This is a genomic window from Pseudomonas sp. QS1027 (assembly GCF_002814235.1).
In the GTDB taxonomy this organism is placed as follows: domain Bacteria; phylum Pseudomonadota; class Gammaproteobacteria; order Pseudomonadales; family Pseudomonadaceae; genus Aquipseudomonas.
Map to the genome: position 1 here is coordinate 1 of NZ_PHSU01000039.1, position 18,739 is coordinate 18,739.

Below are 18,739 nucleotides of genomic sequence, written 5' to 3' on the forward strand. Positions count from 1 at the left end.
TTTGTTTTTGTGCCGCCGAAATACCCGAGCGCCACCGCCTTCCGGCAGGGGGATTGGCCGCGCCGGAGGTGTTAAAGTCCTGCCTTCGTTTTGAATTCTCCAAGGAAGTCGGCATGCCGGACGCGACGTCACTCAATCCCGCCTTCATGGTGGTGCAGAGCAACAGCCCTGAGGAACTGCGCAGCCTGGTGATCAACGTGATGCGACGTTATCCCCTGGCGCCCCTGGAGAACGAAATTGCCCTGGTGCAGAGCAACGGCATCGCCCAGTGGCTGAAACTTGCCCTGGCCGAAGACCCGGAAGGTGACGACCAGGGCGGCTGCGGCATCGCCGCCGCCATCGACGTGCAACTGCCCGGCAGCTTTATGTGGCAGCTCTACCGCATGGTCCTGGGCCGCGACGAGATCCCGGCCAAATCCCTGCTCGACAAGGGCCCGCTGACCTGGCGCCTGATGCGCCTGCTGCCGGAACTGATCGACCAGCCGCACTTCGAGCCATTGCAACGCTTCCTCACCCACGACACCGACCTGCGCAAACGCTACCAACTGGCCGAGCGTCTTGCCGACCTGTTCGACCAATACCAGGTCTACCGCGCCGACTGGCTGGAAGACTGGGCCGCCGGTCGCCATCAACTGCGCAGCGGCCGTGGCGAGATCAAGCCCCTGCCGTCCGCCAATTGCTGGCAGGCCGAGCTGTGGCGCGCATTGCTGCTGGATGTCGGCGCCTCCGGTATGGCCCAGAGTCGCGCGGGTGTGCACCAGCGCTTTATCGAACGGATCAACCAGCTGGAGAGCGCACCGCCAGGTTTGCCTCCACGGGTCATCGTGTTCGGTATCTCCTCGCTACCCGCCCAGGCCCTCGAAGCCCTCGCCGGACTGGCTCGTTTCAGCCAGGTGCTGCTCTGCGTGCACAACCCCTGCCGCCATCACTGGTCCGATATCGTTGCCGACAAGGACCTGCTGCGTAACCAATACAAACGCCAGAGCCGCAAGGCCGGGATGCCATTGGCCCTCGACCCGCAAACCCTGCACCAGCACGCGCATCCGCTGCTGGCTGCGTGGGGCAAGCAGGGCCGCGACTACATCAACCTGCTGGACAGCTACGACGATCCCGCCAGCTACCGCGCGGCTTTCCGCGACGGCCGCATCGACCTGTTCAGCGACAGCACGCCGACGAGCCTGCTCAATCAATTGCAGGACGATATCCTCGAACTGCGCCCGCTCAATGAAACCCGCGAGCACTGGCCGGCGATCAATCTCGAGCACGATCAGTCGATCCGTTTCCATATCGCCCACAGCGCCCAGCGTGAAGTGGAGATCCTCCACGACCAGTTGCTCGAACGCTTCAGTGCCGAGCCGGACCTGCGACCCCGTGACATCATCGTCATGGTCCCGGATATCGACAGCTACGCCCCGCATATCCGCGCAGTGTTCGGCCAGCTCGAACGCAACGACCCGCGTTTCATCCCCTTCACCCTGGCCGACCAGGGCCAGCGTGGTCGCGACCCGCTGCTGATTGCCGTCGAACACCTGCTCAAATTGCCCGACAGCCGCTTCCCGGTCAGCGAGATCCTCGACCTGCTGGACGTCCCGGCCTTGCGCGCGCGCTTCAATGTGCAAGAGCGCGACCTACCCACTCTGCATCGCTGGATCGAAGGCGCCGGTGTGCGCTGGGGCATGAACGCCGAACAACGCGCCGGCCTCGGCCTGCCCGATGCACTGGAACAGAACAGCTGGCAGTTCGGCTTGCGCCGTATGCTGCTGGGCTATGCGGTCGGCAGTGGCGAAGCCTGCGAAGGCATCGAACCCTACGATGAGATCGGTGGCCTGGACGCCGCCTTGATCGGTCCGCTGGTGGCCTTGCTCGATGCCCTGGAAATCGCCCACCAGGAACTCTCCGAGCCGGCCCTCCCGCAGCAATGGGGCGAGCGCCTGCACGCCCTGATCCAGCTGTTTTTCCTCGCCAGCACCGAGCACGACGATTACCTGCTGATCCAGCTCGAACAACTGCGCGCCGACTGGCTGGAAACCTGCGAAGCCGTCAACCTGCAGGAAGTCTTGCCGCTGACCGTGGTCCGCGAAGCCTGGCTGGCCGGCCTCGACCAGGGCCGCCTGTCCCAGCGTTTCCTCGCCGGAGCGGTGAACTTCTGCACCCTGATGCCGATGCGTGCCATCCCATTCAAGCTGGTCTGCCTGCTGGGCATGAACGACGGCGACTACCCCCGTGCACAGCCGCCATTGGACTTCGACCTGATGGGCAGCGACTACCGTCCCGGCGACCGCTCGCGACGTGAAGACGACCGCTACCTGTTGCTCGAAGCCCTGCTCTCGGCCCGGCATCAGCTCTATATCAGCTGGGTCGGTCACAGCATCCGCGACAACAGCGAGCGCCCGGCCTCGGTCCTGATCGGCCAGTTGCGCGACCATCTCGCCGCTGGCTGGCGATTGCCGGACGGCGACGGTGAGCAACTGCTGAAAGCCCTGACCCAGGCGCACCCGCTGCAACCCTTCAGCGCTCGCTATTTCCATGACAGCCACGCCGAGCTGTTCAGCTATGCCCGCGAGTGGCAGCAACTGCACGAAGCCCAAGGCCCTAACGACACGAGTGCCGAACTCGACGCCTACCAACAGGACGAGCCGCTGACCCTGGCCCAGCTCCAGGACTTCCTGCGCAATCCCGTCCGGCACTTTTTCAGCCAGCGCCTGAAGGTCTTCTTCGAAGCGGCCCAGGTACCGCTGGCCGACGAAGAACCGTTCGTACTCGATGCCTTGCAACGCTACAGCCTCAGCGACAGCCTGCTGCAAGCGGCGCTGCTCCAGGCGGACAACCCGGACGAGGCCTTGCAGCACCAGGCCCGGCGATTGCAGGCCAGCGGCCTGCTGCCCATGGCCGGCTTCGGCGAGCTACTGCAACACGAACTGATCGAACCGCTGCCGGATCTGCTGCAACGTTATCAACAACTGCTCAGCCTCTGGCCGACCCCGCTGACCAGTGCCGTGCCCGTGGCCTTCGACGCGGGAGCCACCCGGGTGGAAGGCTGGCTGAGTGGCCTGCATCAACGCAGTGACGGTGGCCTGCTCGCGGTGATGACCATCCCCAACAGTATCGGCTCGATCAAGACGCGCAAATGGCACCGCCTGACCCGGCCCTGGGTCGAGCACCTGGTGGCCTGTGCCTGCGGGCTGTCGATGACCACCGCCCTGGTGGCCAGCGATGACACCTTGCTGCTGGCACCGTTCGAACCGCCGCGTGCCGCCGAGATCCTCGCTCACCTGTTGCTGGCCTGGCAGTCCGGCATGCGCGGTCCGCTGCCGATCGCAGTGAAGACCGCCTTTGCCTGGCTCACCCAATCCGACCCGCTCAAAGCGCAGGACGCAGCGCGCAAGGCCTATGACGGCGATGGTGTGAACAGCGAAGGCGAACGCCGGGAAAGCGCAGCCCTGGCCCGCCAGTTCGCCGACTACAACGCGCTGATCGCCAGCGAGGAATTCGAAGGTTGGTGCGATGCGCTCTATCGCCCGTTGCTCGAAGCGCCCTGGCGTTCACTCGCTGCCGAGGAGGCGCGCTCATGACCGATAACAAGCCCCTGGCGCTGGCCTTCCCGCTGCGCGGCAGCCAGTTGATCGAAGCCAGTGCCGGCACCGGCAAGACCTTCACCATCTCCGCGCTCTACCTGCGCCTGGTCCTCGGCCACGGTGGCGAAGACTCCGGTTTCGGCCGCGAATTGCTGCCCCCGCAAATCCTCGTGGTGACCTTCACCGACGCCGCCACCCAGGAGCTGCGTGACCGTATCCGCACCCGCCTGGCGGAAGCCGCGCGGTTCTTCCGCGACGAGATCCCGGCCACCGATGGGTTGATCGCCCAGCTGCGCGACGAATACCCGGTCGAACACTGGCCGGCATGTGCCAACCGCCTGGATATCGCTGCCCAATGGATGGACGAAGCGGCCGTATCGACGATCCACGGCTGGTGCCAGCGGATGTTGCGCGAACACGCCTTCGACAGCGGCAGCCTGTTTACCCAGACCCTGGAAACCGACCACAGCGAACTGCTGGGTGAAGTGCTGCGCGATTACTGGCGACTGTTCTGCTACAAGATGCACGGCGATGCGCTGAACTGGGTCCGGGCCAACTGGGGCGGACCGGCGACACTGTTGCCCCGGGTGCGCGCCCTGTTCGGCAGCGAGCGACGCAACGACAACCCGCAGGAACCGGCCGAGCTGATCGAGGCCTGTATCCAGGAACGTCGCCAGGCCCTGGTGCAGCTCAAGACACCCTGGCTGCAATGGGCCGCCGAGCTGCGGGATATCTGCCTGCAAGGCGTGGCGAACAAGACCGTCGACGGGCGCAAGATGCAGGCGCGCTACTTCGAGCCCTGGTTCGAGAAACTCAGCGCCTGGGCCGCGGATGAAACCCTTGAGCAACTGGATATCGGCACCGGCTTCAGTCGTCTGACCGCCGCTGGCCTGGCCGAAGCCTGGAAGGGTGAGCCGCCGAGCCACCCGGCCCTCGACGCCATGGCCGGCTTGAAAGCCAGCCTCGATGCCTTGCCCACGCCTGATGCCGCCGTACTCGAACACGCGGCCCGCTGGGTCGGTGCGCGCTTCGAAGAAGAGAAGCGCCGGCGTGCCGAGATGGGCTTCGACGATATGCTCCTGCGTCTCGACGCCGCGCTCCAGGCCGACGGTGGCGAGCGTCTGGCGAGCCTGATCCGCGAGCAATTCCCGGTGGCCCTGATCGACGAGTTCCAGGACACCGATCCGGTGCAGTACCGGATCTTCGAGAGTATCTACCGCATCGAGGACAACAACCCCGAGTGCGGCCTGTTCCTGATCGGCGACCCGAAGCAGGCGATCTACGCCTTCCGTGGCGCCGACATCTACACCTACCTGCGGGCGCGCCAGGCCACCGAGGGGCGGCTGCATACCCTGGGGACCAACTTCCGTTCCAGCCAGGCGATGGTCACGGCGGTCAACCATGTCTTCGAGCGCGCCGAGCAGCGCGAGCAAGGGCGGGGTGCATTCCTGTTTCGTCAGGGCGCTGAGAACCCGGTGCCGTTTCTGCCGGTGGCGGCCCAGGGGCGCAAGGAAGTCTTGCAGGTCGACGGCCAGCCCGTGGCGGCGCTCAACCTCTGGCAACTGGTAACCGAGCAGCCGGTGTCCGGCGCGTTGTATCGCCAGCAGTTGGCTGCAGCCTGCGCCACTCGTATTGTCGAATTACTCAATGGCGGCCAGCAGCAGCGTGCCGGTTTCGTTCGCGACGGTGCGCTCAGGGGCGTGCTGCCCTCCGATATCGCGATCCTGGTGCGTGACGGCAAGGAGGCCCAGGCGGTCCGTGGCGAGCTGGCGAGCCGTGGCGTGCGCAGCGTCTATCTCTCGGACAAGGATTCGGTGTTCGCCGCCCAGGAGGCCCATGACCTGCTGGCCTGGCTCAAGGCCTGCGCCGAGCCGGATGTCGAACGTCCGCTGCGGGCGGCCCTGGCCTGCATCACCCTGAACCTGTCGCTGGCTGAACTGGAGCGGCTGAACCAGGACGAACTGGCGTGGGAGGAGCGGGTCATGCAGTTCCGCCGCTACCGTGAGATCTGGCGCAAACAAGGCGTGCTGCCGATGCTCCGTCGGCTGATCCATGACTTCCACTTGCCCCAGGCGCTGATGGCCCGCAGCGACGGCGAGCGGGTGCTGACCAACTTGCTGCACCTGTCCGAACTGCTGCAACAGGCGGCTGCCGAGCTCGACGGCGAACAGGCGCTGATCCGCCATCTAGGCGAGCACCTGGCGTCCTCCGGCCAGGCCGGTGAAGAACAGATCCTGCGCCTGGAAAGCGACGAGCAACTGGTCAAGGTGGTGACCATCCACAAGTCCAAGGGCCTGGAATACCCCCTGGTGTTCCTGCCGTTTATCTGCTCGGTCAAACCGGTGGACGGCAGTCGCCTGCCACTGCATTACCACGATGCCGAGCGCAAGGCCCAGGTCAGCCTGAAGCCCACCGCCGAGTTGATCGCCCAGGCCGATGACGAGCGCCTGGCCGAAGACCTGCGCCTGCTCTACGTCGCCCTGACCCGGGCTCAACATGCCTGCTGGCTGGGGGTGGCCGACCTCAAGCGTGGCAATCACAACGCTTCGGTGTTGCACTTGTCCGCTCTTGGTTATCTGCTCGGTGGCGGTGCCGTGCTGGGCGAGTCCGGCGGCCTTGAACGCTGGTTGCTGGACCTGCAGGAGGGCTGCCCGGCGCTGGCCTGTGAAGCGCTGCCAGCGGCCACTGCCGAAGCCTTCCAGCCGCCGCGCAATGAGGCGATCCTGCTCGCCCCGCGCCTGCCCAAACGCAGTGCTTCCGAGTACTGGTGGATCGCCTCCTACAGCGCCTTGCGCATCGGTGAGGCGCAGAGCGCTGACACTGACGAAGCACCGGAAAGCCCCCAGGCGCAAAAACTCTTTGACGACGAACGCCTCGACCCGGCCGCGCCCCGCGACCTGGTACCGAGCGGTAGTGATATTCACCGCTTCCCCCGTGGTCCGAACCCTGGCACCTTTCTCCACGGCCTGCTCGAATGGGCGGGTGACGAGGGCTTTAATGCCGACCGCACGCTGATCGAAAAAGCCGTCGCGCCCCGCTGCAACCTGCGGGGCTGGAAAGGCTGGATCACCGCCCTCGGCGACTGGCTCGCCGATCTGCTGACAACCCCTTTGCGCCTGGGCAACGATCAGCCGCCGGTGGTCTTCCAGGACCTGAAGGCCTACCGGGTGGAAATGGAATTCTGGTTCGCCAGCCACACGGTCGACGTGCTCAAGGTCGATGAACTGGTGCGCCGCCACACCCACGGCGGTGTGGCCCGGGCCAAGGCCGAGCCGGTCTCGCTCAATGGCATGTTCAAGGGTTTTATCGACCTGACGTTCGAACACCAGGGGCGCTACTACGTGGCCGACTACAAATCCAACTGGCTGGGCGCCGATGACGCGGCCTACACCGAGCAGGCCATGAACCTGTCGATCCTCGACAACCGCTACGACCTGCAATACGTGCTCTATCTGCTGGCCCTGCATCGCCAGCTCAAGGTGCGGCTGCCGGATTACGACTACGAGCGGCATATGGGCGGCGCCTTGTACCTGTTCCTGCGCGGTACCCGGGCGCCGAGCCAGGGTGTGTTTTTCACCCGGCCGCCCCGCGAGCTGATCGAGCACCTGGACCTGCTGTTCCAGGGTAAACCGGTGCCCCGCGGCGAGCCCGTCTGGGAGCAGGGGAGTCTGTTATGAAACGTTCTTTTTCGGAAATCCTGCCGACGGCACTGAGTGACGACAGCCTGGCTGAACTGACGCCCCTGGGCCGCGCGGCGGACTTGTTGCTGCTGTTGGAACGCTGGGTCGAACGGGGTTGGTTGCGGGCACTGGACAAGGCCTTCGTGGCCTTTCTCCATGAGCTCGATCCCGAGGCCGATCCGCTGGTGCTGCTGGCGGCGGCGCTGACCAGCCACCAACTGGGACACGGGCATGTCTGCCTCGATCTGTTCGCCACCTTGCAGGAGCCGGACTTTGCCCTGTCCTTGCCGCCGGAAGGCGATGTGCAGGGTGGGGCGTTGCTGTTGCCGTCGCAGTTGCTGGTGGCCCTGGATGGCGAGCACTGGTGTCACGCGCTGCAAACAAGCTCGCTGGTGGCGCTGGCGGACGAGGCGGGCATCGAGGCGGCACAGCGTCCACTGGTACTCAGCGGGCGACGCCTGTACCTGCGTCGCTACTGGTCTTACGAACGGCGTATCGATGAGGCCTTGCGCCGACGCCTGGCGGAACAGGAAGAGACCCCGGACGACCTGGCGCAACGCCTGACCGCACTGTTCGGCGTGGCGCAACCCGGCGCGCTTGTCGACTGGCAGAAACTCGCCTGTGCCCTGGCCACGCGGGGGGCGTTCAGTATCGTCACCGGTGGTCCCGGCACGGGCAAGACCACCACCGTAGTCCGTCTGCTGGCCTTGCTCCAGGCGCCGGCGGTGGCGGCAGGAAAACCCTTGCGCATCCGCCTGGCGGCACCCACCGGCAAGGCTGCCGCGCGGCTGACCGAATCCATCAGTGCCCAGGTGCGCTCGCTGGAGATCGACGATGCTGTGCGCGGCAAGATCCCCAGCGACGTCACCACCGTGCACCGTCTGCTGGGTAGCCGGCCGGGCACGCGGCACTTCCGCCACAATGCGGGTAACCGCCTGCCTCTGGATGTGCTGGTGGTGGACGAAGCGTCGATGATCGACCTGGAAATGATGGCCAATCTGCTCGATGCCTTGCCTGACCATGCTCGCCTGGTGCTGCTGGGCGACAAGGACCAACTGGCGTCGGTGGAAGCCGGCGCGGTCTTGGGTGACCTGTGCCGTGATGCCGAGGAGGGCTGGTACAGCGCGCGGACCCGTGGCTGGCTGCAAGCGGTCAGTGGCGAGGACTTGAGCAGCAGCGCTTTGCAGGAAGACGTGGACGACAGCCATCCGCTGGCCCAGCAGGTGGTGATGTTGCGGCACTCCCGGCGCTTCGGCGAAGGCAGCGGTATCGGCCAACTGGCCCGCCTGGTCAATCGTCAGTCAGCGGATGAGGCGCGGGCGCTGCTGGCGGCCGGCAGTCATGCGGATCTGTTTGCGCTGTCACTCAAGGGGGAGCAGGACAAGCAGTTCGAGCGTCTGGTGCTGGATGGCCAGGGCACCGGTCCGAAAGGCTACCGGCACTATCTGGGGGTGTTGCGTAGCCGGCGTCCGGACGCCGGCACTGATCTGGCGGATGCGCGCTGGACCGATTGGGCGCGCACGGTGCTCCAGGCTTTCGACGCGTTCCAGTTGCTCTGTGCCGTGCGCAAGGGACCCTGGGGCGTCGAAGGTTTGAACCAGCGGATTACCACGGCGTTGTTCGCCCATCGGCTGATCGACAGCGACCAGCATTGGTACGAAGGGCGTCCGGTGCTGATGACCCGCAACGATTATGGTTTGGGCCTGATGAACGGCGATATCGGCATTGCCTTGAAACTGCCGGAGCGTGACGGACCCGAGGCTGGCCAGCCGGTACTAAGGGTGGCCTTCCCGCGTAATGATGGGCAGGGTGGGGTGCGTTTTGTCCTGCCCAGCCGATTGAACGATGTGGAGACGGTGTACGCCATGACGGTGCACAAGTCCCAGGGCTCGGAGTTCGCTCATACCGCGTTGATCCTGCCGCAGGCGTTGAACCCGGTGTTGACCAAGGAGCTGATCTACACCGGCATCACCCGGGCCAAGGACTGGTTCAGCCTGATCGAACCCCGTGGCGGGGTGTTCGAAGAGGCGGTGGGGCGCAAGGTCAAGCGGCTTAGCGGATTGATGCTGGAGCTGGGTGCGGAGCATTGATGGGGGCGGCTTCAATCCCCATGAACCGCCGCACCCGCTCGCCGCGCTGCTCCTCGCGAATCGCCCGCGGGCTGGCGTCCAGCTGCACCACCCCGTTCTCCATGAACACCACCCGATCGGAAATCGACATCGCGAAATCCATCTCATGGGTGACGATCAACATCGTCATCCCTTCATCCGCCAACGCGCGGATCACCTTCAGCACCTCCCCCACCAGCTCCGGGTCCAGCGCCGAGGTCGGTTCGTCGAACAGCATGATCTGCGGCTCCATCGCCAGCGCCCGGGCAATCGCCACCCGCTGCTGCTGACCGCCGGACAGTTGATGCGGATACTTGCGCGCATGGGCCAGCAAGCCGACCTTGTCCAGCAAGGCCAGTGCCCGCTGCTCACTCACTTCGCGGGCCGCCCCGTGGTAACGCGGCGCCAGGGTGATGTTGTCGAGAATGCAGCGATGGGGGAACAGGTTGAAGTTCTGGAACACCATGCCGATGCGCCGCACGCCCCGGCGGATCTGCGGGCTGTTGGGGTGGTCGGCGGCGCTGATGAAGCTTTCGCCGAACAGCACGATCTCGCCCTGGTCGATGCTTTCCAGGCCGTTGATGGTGCGGATCAGTGAGGTCTTGCCCGAGCCGGACGGACCGATAATGGAGATCACCTGGCCGCTGCCGACCGCCAGGTCAATGCCCTTGAGCACTTCATGGTCGCCATAACGCTTGTGGATATTCTGCAGGTACAGCGCCGGTGCCGCGCCGGCCACCGACTGCACGCGAGCGGGTTGGGCCAGCGGTTGCTGCGCCGCCCTGAGCCTGGCGACGCTGGCCTCGTCGAGGGTTTGCGGCGTGCGCTGGCCGAGGTCCAGATGCCGCTCCAGGCGCTGCAGAAGCCAGCCGAACAGACTGACGATCAGCACGTAGTACACCGCCACCGCGCCGAGGGTTTCCATCACCAGGAAGTTCTGCGCGTAGAGGCGCTGGCCGACAGTCAGCAGCTCGGTGAGGGAGATCACCGAGATCAGCGAAGTCAGTTTCACCACCGTGATGTATTCGTTGATCAGGGTCGGCAGCGAGATACGAAAGGCCTGGGGAATCACGATCAGGCGTTGCAGCCCCAGCACGCCGATGCCCAGGGCGCGGCCGGCTTCCTTCTGGCCTTTGGCGACCGAGATCAGGCCGCCGCGATGGATCTCGGCCATATACGCGGCCTCGGTGACCACCAGGGCGAACAAGCCGGAATAGAACGGGTTGGACAGCACGCTGCCGGTGACCGGGAACAGCTGCGGCAGGTTGTAGACGAACACCACCAGCACCAGCAGCGGGATGCTGCGAAAGAACCAGATATAGGTGGCCGCCGGTACACGTAGCCAGGCCGAACTGGAGAGTTTGGCCGACGCCAGGACAAAGCCCAGCAGCATGCCGATAAACCAGGCCAGGGCGCTGAGCTCGACCACCGTGACGCAGGCTTGCCAGAAGGCCGGCATCGAGAACAGCGAAAAGAAATAGGGCCAATCGAATTGCATAGATACCTCGGTGTTGCATTGACGCTGCTACAGCCTCTCTGAGGCGACCCGATCCTTGTAGGGGCTGGGCTTGCCCGCGAAGCTTTTGGCGGCCTTGAGGGCCCCTTCGCGGGCAAGCCCAGCTCCTGCAGTCCGTGTGCCTACAGACAGCAATGGTCTACTCCAGAAACAGCCGGTTTTACTCCGCCGCTTCCAGGCTGTACTTGCTCAGGAGCGCCGCGTACTCGCCACTCTTCTTCGTCTCCTCGAACGCCTTGAGTAGCGCCTGGTAGGTCGCGTCATTGCCCTTCTTCACAAAGATCCCGAGGGTCTGCGAATAGATCAGGTGTTCGCTGCTCACCACCACCCGGCCCTTGGTCTTCTCGGCGATCAGCTTCGCCGCACCGGCAATTTCCACCTGCGCCTGGACGTTGTTCGACAGCAGCGCCTGGGTCACTTCCGGAGCCGAGGGGTACTCGTTCACGGTGATCGCGCCCTTGCCCTTGGGCACGCAGTAATCAGTCGACAGCTTCTGGAACTGCGCCACCCAGGTGGTACCCTGCTCAAGGCCGATCTTCAAGCCGCAGAGCTCCTCCGGCGTACCCGGTTTCAGCGTGCTGTTGCTGGGCACCATGATCGCCGCGCCGGTCTTGGCGTAGGGAATGGTCATGGCCTGGGTCTGGCGCTCAGGGGTGATGTACATGCCGGAAATGATCGCGTCGTAGTGCCCGGCATTGAGGCCGAGGATCAGGCTCGGGAACTTGGTGTCGACGAACTGCGCCTTGGCGTCCAGGTGCTTGGCCAGGGCCTGGGACAACTCGGGATCGGAACCGACCACATTCTTGTCGGCGTCATAGGACTCGAACGGCGGGTAGGTGATTTCCATCCCGACTTTCAATTGGCCCGGGGTGGCCGTGGCGGCGAAGGCTGCGCTGCTGGACAGCAGGCCGGCGGCGATCAGGGTCAGGCGCGTGGTGTTCTTGTGCATGTTCGGTGCTCCGAGGTGAAGTCTGGGGTGTGAGGGCTGGGTTTCAGGACGGCTGCGCCTGGTTTTTCAAATGGCCGAAACTCGACGGCTTGCGGGCTTTCTCCGGCAGGGCGATCTCGCCGTTTTCCACGCGCTTGCGCAGGTACTGGTAGGTCTGCAAGGCCTGGCCGTACATGTGTTCGCCAATGGCGATCTGTTCATAGTCCTGGCCGGCCTGGGCGAACCCCGGCAGCGGCTGGATCAGGGTGTGGAAGTCGCAGGCGTAGAACAGTGGGAAGGAATAACGCTCCTCGCTCACCGTGCGCACCCGGTGGGCGGTGGCGACAAAGGCCCCGGCGCTCATCACTTCGAGCATGTCGCCGATATTCACCACGAACGCCCCGGGCAGCGGCGGCGCATCGATCCACTGGCCCTGGTCGTTCATCACTTCCAGGCCCGGTTTATCCGCCAGCAGGATGGTGAAGCACTCGTAGTCGGTGTGGGCGCCGATGCCGGGAGCGTCCTGGGCGGCGTCGTCGAAGGGGTAGTGGATCAGCCGCAGTTTCGACGGCGGACGGGTGACCAGGGCGTCGAAGGTGTTCTCTTCCAGGCCCAGGGCCAGGGCAAAGCCGCCGAACAGCTTGCGACCGAGGGCGAACACCGCCGCGTAATAGGCCTGCACCGCGTCCTTGAAGCCCGGCAGTGTCGGCCAGTCATTCGGTCCCAGCAGCGGCGTGCCGGCCAGTACCAGTGGATCGTCCGCCGGCACTTCGAAGCCGATGTCGAAGGCTTCCTTGTGATCCGGTTTGCCCTTGGCGTACACCTCTTCGCCTTCCGGGACAAAACCCTTGTGGGACTCCGAAGTGCCGATGTAATGCTGCATCTTGGTTTCGAACGGCTGGGCGAAATAATCCTTGGCCGCCTGGCGCAGATTGTCGATCAGCAGCGGATCGATGCCGTGCTCGGTGATGTAGAGGAAGCCCACCTCGCTGGCGGCGGCCCCCAGTTGCTCGGCTACCGCCAGCCGGTGTTCGAGTTCGACGCTGAACAGCCCGGCGATGTTCACCTGCGGGATGCTCTTGAAGTTGGCTTGGGCCGGGCGGTTGGGTGTGTTCTCAGACATGACGCAAGCACCTCACGATTGGGTTGATTGGCTGAAACGCTGGAAATGTTCGCGCTCGGTCCGGGCCATCCAGACGTTCAGCGACCACAGGTCGGCGACCGGCACATTGGTGAAGGGCAGGTGATGCAGGTAGCCGTCGGCGCCGAACTCCGGGGTCAGCGTGGTGACCGTGTAGCCGCGTGCCTGCTGGGCCCGCCAGATGCTTTCCCAGTGGGCCTGGTGGAAGGCCAGCTCACGGGCGTATTCCGGGGCGCCGGGGTGTGGCACCTGCGGGCCCTGGTCGTAGCCGACCCGGGCCTGGATATGGTGAACGCGTTCGACAAAGGCGCTGAGGTCATCGGCGGGATCGTCGAGCAGGCGTTCGCAGGTGACGATCCAGTGGCTGATGTCGCTGGTGAAGCGCAGGTCGGGCAGTTGCCGGATCAGTTCCAGGGTGACCCAGGGATTGAATAGCGAGCGCGAGCGGTGGGTTTCGAAGGTGCAGAACTGACCGTGACGCTTCGCCAGGGCCATGGCCTGGCCGAAGAACTCCACCTGCTGCGCCAGGGGCCAGCGGTCGTTGCCGGCCAGCAGATTGACGAAGCGCGGCTCCAGCTCGGCGGCCCAGGCCAGTTTGCGGTCCAGGTCCTGCAGGTGTTCGGCGGGCGCGGCGGCCTGGACGGGGAGCACGTCGTTGGCCGTGAAAACGGTGCTGATATAACCCAGGCGGTTGGCCCGCAGAAAGGCGGCGAACTCGCTGCGTTCGGCTGCGTCCAGCGGCAGGCGCGCCTCGAGGCCGTCGAAGCCGGCGGCCAGCAGCTCTTCAAGGGCCTGGGCCTTGCTTGCGGTGTAACCCCAAAGGGTACGGAAAATCTCCAGTTTCATCGGTGAGCCTCAACGACGCCTTGAACGGCACGGTGCGCGTCACGGAGTGGAGCCGGGACGAGCGGTGACGGCAGTGATCAAGGGTTTTCGTCGAGCCGGTTCTCTGCGGAACCGGTCTCACATCAGGCCAGGGGAGGGGATTCCCCGGCAGGAGCATGGCGTCGATCTTAGGCAGCTCAGCGTGCGCAGAAGAATAGGAAAGCTCAAATCCATACTTCATGAATTCATAAACTATTAGTGGGCTATCTATATGTCCGGCAGCCATCCTGGCGACCTGAGGGATATGCTATTGTTTCGGCATTATTCCTACGTAGTTTTAAGAGAATTCCTGCATGAACGTGGCTGTCTCGACGACAGGGCGATTTTGGGGGTGGAAACAGTTCTGCCTGTCTGCCCTTCTCTGTTTGTTGACGCACATCAGCTTTGCCCAGGACACCGCGCCCAGCGGCGCTGCCGATCAGCGTGCCCAGGCGGTCACCCAGGTGGTGCTGGGGATTCTCAGCTATGCGCGCTGGCCGGTGGAGCCTGCGCAACTGCGCTTGTGCATTGTCGGTCCCACCGAGTACACCGACGATCTGGTCAAGGGCACCACCCAGGCCTCCGGGCGACCGGTGCTGGTCCAGCGCCTGCTGGCGAGCAGCCCGACCCTGGGCAGTGCCTGTGATGCCGTCTATATCGGCAAGCTGAGCAGCGAAGAACGCAGCCAACTCTTCAGTGCCTTGAACGGCCACGCGGTGCTGAGCATCAGCGAAGGCGGCGATCAATGCACGGTCGGCAGCCTGTTCTGCCTGCGGGTCGCCGACAGCCAGGTGTCGTTCGAGGTCAATCTCGACTCGGTCGCCCGCAGTGGCGTGCGCATTCACCCCAGCGTGCTGCAACTCTCGCGGCGCCGGAGCCCGCAGCCATGATCGGCTGGATCAGGTCCGGCGCGCGCCCCAGCCTGCGCTCGGTGCTGGGCCGTGGGCACTTGCTGGCGGCCATGGCCGCCGTGGGCCTGGTGAGCGTGTCGCTGACCTTTCTCGGCGTGCTGGCCCTGCGGGTCTATGCCGACCATAACCTGCACCTGATCGCCCGTTCCATCAGCTACACCGTGGAAGCCGCGGTGGTGTTCAACGACAGCAGCGCGGCCACCGAGGCCCTGGCCCTGATTGCCGAGACCGAAGAAGTGGCCGATGCCGAAGTCTTCGATGCCCACGGTCAATTGCTGGCGCGCTGGCAGCGGCCGGAAACCGGCCTGCTCTCCGAAGTGGAGATGCAGCTGGCGCGGGCCCTGCTCGAACAACCGATCCGCCTGCCGATAATCCATCAGGACCGTGAGGTCGGCAGCATTCGCCTGACCGGGCATGGCGGCAGCCTGCTGCGTTTCCTGATCAGCGGCCTGCTCGGCATCGTGGTCTGCAGCGCCCTGGCGGCGTGGCTTGGGTTGTATCTGGCGCGACGTCTGCTGCGGGGCATTATCGGCCCGTTGCGCAGCCTCGCCGACGTGGCCCACGCCGCGCGCCGCGAGCGGGCCTTCGACCGGCGCGTGCCGCCAGCGCAGATTGCCGAGCTGGACAACCTGGGCATCGACTTCAATGCCCTGCTCGACGAACTGGAGTCCTGGCAGACCCACCTGCAGAGCGAAAACGAATCCCTGGCCCACCAGGCCAGCCACGACAGCCTGACCGGCCTGCCGAACCGGGCCTTCTTCGAAGGCCGGCTGATGCGCGCCCTGCGCAATGCCGCCAAGCAGGGCGAGCGGGTCGGCGTGCTGTTTCTCGACAGCGATCGTTTCAAGCAGATCAACGACAACTTCGGCCATGCGGCGGGCGATGCGGTGCTGGTCGCCGTGGCTACGCGGGTGCGCGCGCAACTGCGTGAAGAGGACCTGGTGGCGCGCCTGGGCGGTGACGAGTTCGCCGTGCTGCTCACGCCGCTGCACAAGATCGAAGACGCCCAGCGCATTGCCGACAAGATCATCGCCAGCATGGACGCACCCATTGCGGTCCCCGGTGAAGCCCAGGTGCTGACCTCGCTGAGCATCGGCATCGCGGTTTACCCCGACCATGGCGCCACCCCGGGCACCTTGCTCAACGCCGCCGATGCGGCGATGTACCATGCCAAGCGCCTCGCCCGAGGCGGGCAACACACGGCGGAGTCGGAGCACCCCGCCGCCATCGTTCAAACCAGGAGTTGAACCCTTGCACACACTGACTCGCCGGACCCTGCGTTTTTTCACCCTGGCCCTGTTCACCGCGCTGCTGGCGCTGGCCGGCTGCCAGACCGCGCCCCCCAAAGGCCTGAGCGCGGCGCAGATTGCCGTGCTCAAGCAACAGGGCTTCGAGCTGACGGACGAGGGCTGGGCCTTCGGCCTGTCGGGCAAGGTGCTGTTCGGCAGTGACCTGGAAGTGTTGAACAAGGAGAGCCACGACATCGTCGAGCGCATCGCCAAGGCGCTGTTGAGCGTGGGTATCCAGCGGGTGCGGGTGGACGGGCATACCGATGCGTCCGGCAAGGAGTCCTACAACGAACAACTGTCCATGCGCCGGGCCAACAGCGTGGCGACCGTGCTCGAGCAGTCCGGCATGAAGCACGAGAATATCCAGCTGCGCGGCTTGGGCAGCCGCGAGCCGGTGGCCAGCAACGACACGGTGGCGGGGCGCACCGAGAACCGTCGGGTGTCGATTGTGGTGATTGCCGACTGAGCACCGCACGTCGCCTGAACACTGCCTGGGCGCGGTCTTTGGCGACGTGGCGAACCGCGCTGCAGCGGTTGAAATAATTGGCTTCCATCCTTTCTCGATGCACCTGCATGCGGGTATAAGGATGGGCCCTCTCAGGAGGGAGTCGACTGAGAGGATGTTTTAATGCTTCAAGTTCAATGGGCCAGCCACGCTGCGTCTGTTCCCGCGACACTGTGGGAAAGCTGTTTTAGCGGCGTCGAAGGTCGTTGGTGGTACGAAGCCCTGGAAGACGGAGGGCTTGAAGATCAGTTCGAATTTGCCTACGCCATTCTGGAGAAAGATGGGCAGCCGATTGGCTTGGCTCCCACGTTCATCATGAACGTGCCCATGGAACTGGTTGTCCCGCCGGTGATTGCCAGGATGCTCCGGGTAATCCCGGCACTGCGTTACCAGCGCACCCTGTTCGTCGGCTCACCCTGTTCCGACGAGGGCACCATCGGCTTGCTGCCGGGGCATTCGCTGGCGGATATCCTCGGGCCGCTGCAAGACGCGCTGAGCCTGCGGGCGAAAGCCAGGAACGCGGCGATGACCGTCTGGAAGGACTTTGCCGAAGAACAGAAAGCGGCGTTTGAAGGGCTGTGCGCAACCCACGGACTGTTTCCCATGGTGAGTTTTCCGGGCACGGCGGTCGAACTGGCCCCGGGTGGTTTCGAGGGTTATCTCAAGACCCTCAAGAGCCGTCACCGTTATCTGCTGAAAAAGAAACTCAAACACGGTCTGCTGCCGGGCGCCCTGACGGTGCAGATCGTGCAGCAACCGGATGAAAAAACGCTGCAAGAGCTGTACAGCCTTTTTCTGCAAACCTACGAGAAGGGCAAGACCAAATTCGAGAAGCTCACGTTCGAGTTCTTTCGCCAGATTGCCCTCAAGCCCGAGTCGCATTTCATCCTGTTGAGCGATGAAAAGACCGGCAAGATGGTGGCGTTCATGCTCTGCTTCCTGCTCGGTGACAAGGCGATCAACAAGTTCATCGGTATCGATTACCAGGCGGACAAGCAGCTGCACCTGTATTTCCAGCTCTGGGAGCGGGCGGTGAAGTGGTCCTACAGTGTCGGCGCCACGCGTCTGGACAGTGGCCAGACCGGCTACCGGGTCAAACGTGAGCTCGGTCATCACCTGGTGGCGCTGGACTGCTATTGCCGTCATCGCAATCCGTTGCTGAATCGGGTCTTCGGTGCGGTGGCCAAGGGCATTACCTGGCAGAGCCTGGACCCGGATCTGCAGACCATGGCCGAGGAACAGTAGGGGCGGTTATTACCCCATCCCGCTCAGGCGCGGCGCAACGCTGTGGTCCAGCGTTCCGAGAGGATCACCCCACCGAGGGTCAGAGCCCCGCCCAGCAGGTGATACCAGGCCAACGCTTCGTGCAGGACCGCGGCGGCGATCAGTGCGGTGATCAGCGGCAGCAGGTTGAAAAACAGCGTGGTCCGGCTCGGCCCGAGGGTGGCCACCGAGCGCATCCACGCCAGCGGCGCCAGCATCGACGCCAACAGGCAGGCATACAGCACCAGCCCGGCATTGTGCAGGTTCAGCCCGATCTTCGGCGACAGCCAGAACAGTGGGAACAGCACCACCACCGCCACCAGCACCTGCAGGTACAGCAACACCAGCGGCGGCAGGCGCAGTTGCCATTTTTTCAGCAGGGTGCTGTAGATCGCATAGGCCAGGGTGGCAATCAGCATCATCGCGTCGCCCAGGTTCACGCCATGGCTCAGCAGCGCCGTCAGGCTGCCGGTCGACACCACCACCAGCACCCCGGCAAACGACAGCACCGCCCCGGCCAATGCGCCGGCGGTCAGGCGCTGGCCGAGGCTGAAGATCGCCAGGGTCAAGGACATCAAGGGCATCAACGACAGGATGATGCCCATGTTGGTGGCCGAGGTCAGGGTCGCGGCGAAGTACGCCAGGCTCTGGTAGACCGCCATGCCGAGCACCCCGAGCACGAAGATCCGACCCAGGTTCGGGCGGATCTGGCTCCAGTGGGCCAGCACCTGGCGGAACATGAACGGGGTGAACAGCAGGGCCGCCAGCAGCCAGCGGTAGAAGCCGATCTCCGCCGGGAAGATCGCGCCGACCGCCATCTTGTTGACCACGGTGTTGCCGGCCCAGATAAAGATCGCCAGCAGGGGAAACGCGTATTGCATGAGGGTTACAACCAGAATCGTCAATGAGGGGGGATTATCCTCGTGTCTGGATGAAAGCCTATACTTCGATCCGGTCAA

Annotated in this window: 12 protein-coding genes; 7 read left to right on the top strand and 5 right to left on the bottom strand. The window is 64.6% G+C overall.

All coding sequences use genetic code 11. From position 1 onward, the window contains the following. Positions 1 to 113 precede the first annotated feature (113 nt). From recC to recD, 3 genes are read left to right on the top strand one after another with little or no spacing between them, the layout of a single operon-like run. Positions 114 to 3,572, top strand: a complete 3,459-nt coding sequence (gene recC, locus CWE01_RS30140; protein ID WP_100944228.1) for an exodeoxyribonuclease V subunit gamma — start codon at positions 114 to 116, stop codon at positions 3,570 to 3,572. Then, positions 3,569 to 7,252, top strand: a complete 3,684-nt coding sequence (recB, locus tag CWE01_RS30145; protein WP_100944229.1) for an exodeoxyribonuclease V subunit beta — start codon at positions 3,569 to 3,571, stop codon at positions 7,250 to 7,252. The genes recC and recB overlap by 4 nt, the downstream gene beginning before the upstream one ends. Continuing rightward, positions 7,249 to 9,345, top strand: a complete 2,097-nt coding sequence (gene recD, locus CWE01_RS30150) for an exodeoxyribonuclease V subunit alpha (RefSeq protein ID WP_100944230.1) — start codon at positions 7,249 to 7,251, stop codon at positions 9,343 to 9,345. The genes recB and recD overlap by 4 nt, the downstream gene beginning before the upstream one ends. On the opposite strand, the gene CWE01_RS34090 is transcribed toward recD, so the two are convergent. The 4 genes from CWE01_RS34090 to CWE01_RS30170 form a co-directional block, all read right to left on the bottom strand. Continuing rightward, the gene (locus CWE01_RS34090) at positions 9,308 to 10,861 is read right to left on the bottom strand and encodes an amino acid ABC transporter permease/ATP-binding protein (protein ID WP_100944231.1); all 1,554 of its coding nucleotides are present in this window, start codon (positions 10,859 to 10,861) and stop codon (positions 9,308 to 9,310) included. The two genes, recD and CWE01_RS34090, sit on opposite strands and share 38 nt — an antisense overlap. Before the next feature lie 178 nt (positions 10,862 to 11,039). Beyond that, positions 11,040 to 11,828: an ABC transporter substrate-binding protein gene (locus tag CWE01_RS30160; protein WP_100944232.1), complete on the bottom strand. Its 789-nt coding sequence runs from the start codon at positions 11,826 to 11,828 to the stop codon at positions 11,040 to 11,042. A 43-nt stretch (positions 11,829 to 11,871) separates the two neighbouring features. Next, positions 11,872 to 12,930, bottom strand: coding sequence for an isopenicillin N synthase family oxygenase (locus tag CWE01_RS30165; protein WP_100944233.1), 1,059 nt, complete (start codon positions 12,928 to 12,930; stop codon positions 11,872 to 11,874). A gap of 12 nt (positions 12,931 to 12,942) precedes the next feature. Then, positions 12,943 to 13,794: a sugar phosphate isomerase/epimerase gene (locus tag CWE01_RS30170; RefSeq protein ID WP_100944234.1), complete on the bottom strand. Its 852-nt coding sequence runs from the start codon at positions 13,792 to 13,794 to the stop codon at positions 12,943 to 12,945. A gap of 332 nt (positions 13,795 to 14,126) precedes the next feature. On the opposite strand from CWE01_RS30170, the gene CWE01_RS30175 reads away from it, so the two are divergent. The 4 genes from CWE01_RS30175 (at position 14,127) to CWE01_RS30190 (ending at position 17,762) form a co-directional block, all read left to right on the top strand. Then, entirely contained in the window at positions 14,127 to 14,702 is a 576-nt protein-coding gene (locus CWE01_RS30175) for a YfiR family protein (protein WP_100944235.1), read from the top strand. Next, positions 14,699 to 15,970 carry a diguanylate cyclase domain-containing protein gene (locus tag CWE01_RS30180; RefSeq protein WP_100944236.1) on the top strand — a complete coding sequence of 424 codons (1,272 nt, stop codon included), beginning with the start codon at positions 14,699 to 14,701 and terminating at the stop codon, positions 15,968 to 15,970. The genes CWE01_RS30175 and CWE01_RS30180 overlap by 4 nt, the downstream gene beginning before the upstream one ends. 4 nt (positions 15,971 to 15,974) lie before the next feature. Further along, the gene (locus CWE01_RS30185; RefSeq protein ID WP_100944237.1) at positions 15,975 to 16,478 is read left to right on the top strand and encodes an OmpA family protein; all 504 of its coding nucleotides are present in this window, start codon (positions 15,975 to 15,977) and stop codon (positions 16,476 to 16,478) included. A 162-nt stretch (positions 16,479 to 16,640) separates the two neighbouring features. Next, on the top strand, positions 16,641 to 17,762 hold the full coding sequence (locus tag CWE01_RS30190; protein ID WP_100944238.1) for a GNAT family N-acetyltransferase: 1,122 nt from the start codon (positions 16,641 to 16,643) through the stop codon (positions 17,760 to 17,762). A gap of 23 nt (positions 17,763 to 17,785) precedes the next feature. Here the strand turns inward: CWE01_RS30190 and CWE01_RS30195 are convergent, their stop codons facing one another. Beyond that, complete coding sequence (locus tag CWE01_RS30195; RefSeq protein ID WP_100944239.1) at positions 17,786 to 18,661, bottom strand: DMT family transporter; 876 nt, start codon at positions 18,659 to 18,661, stop codon at positions 17,786 to 17,788. Between the last annotated feature and the right edge of the window lie 78 nt (positions 18,662 to 18,739).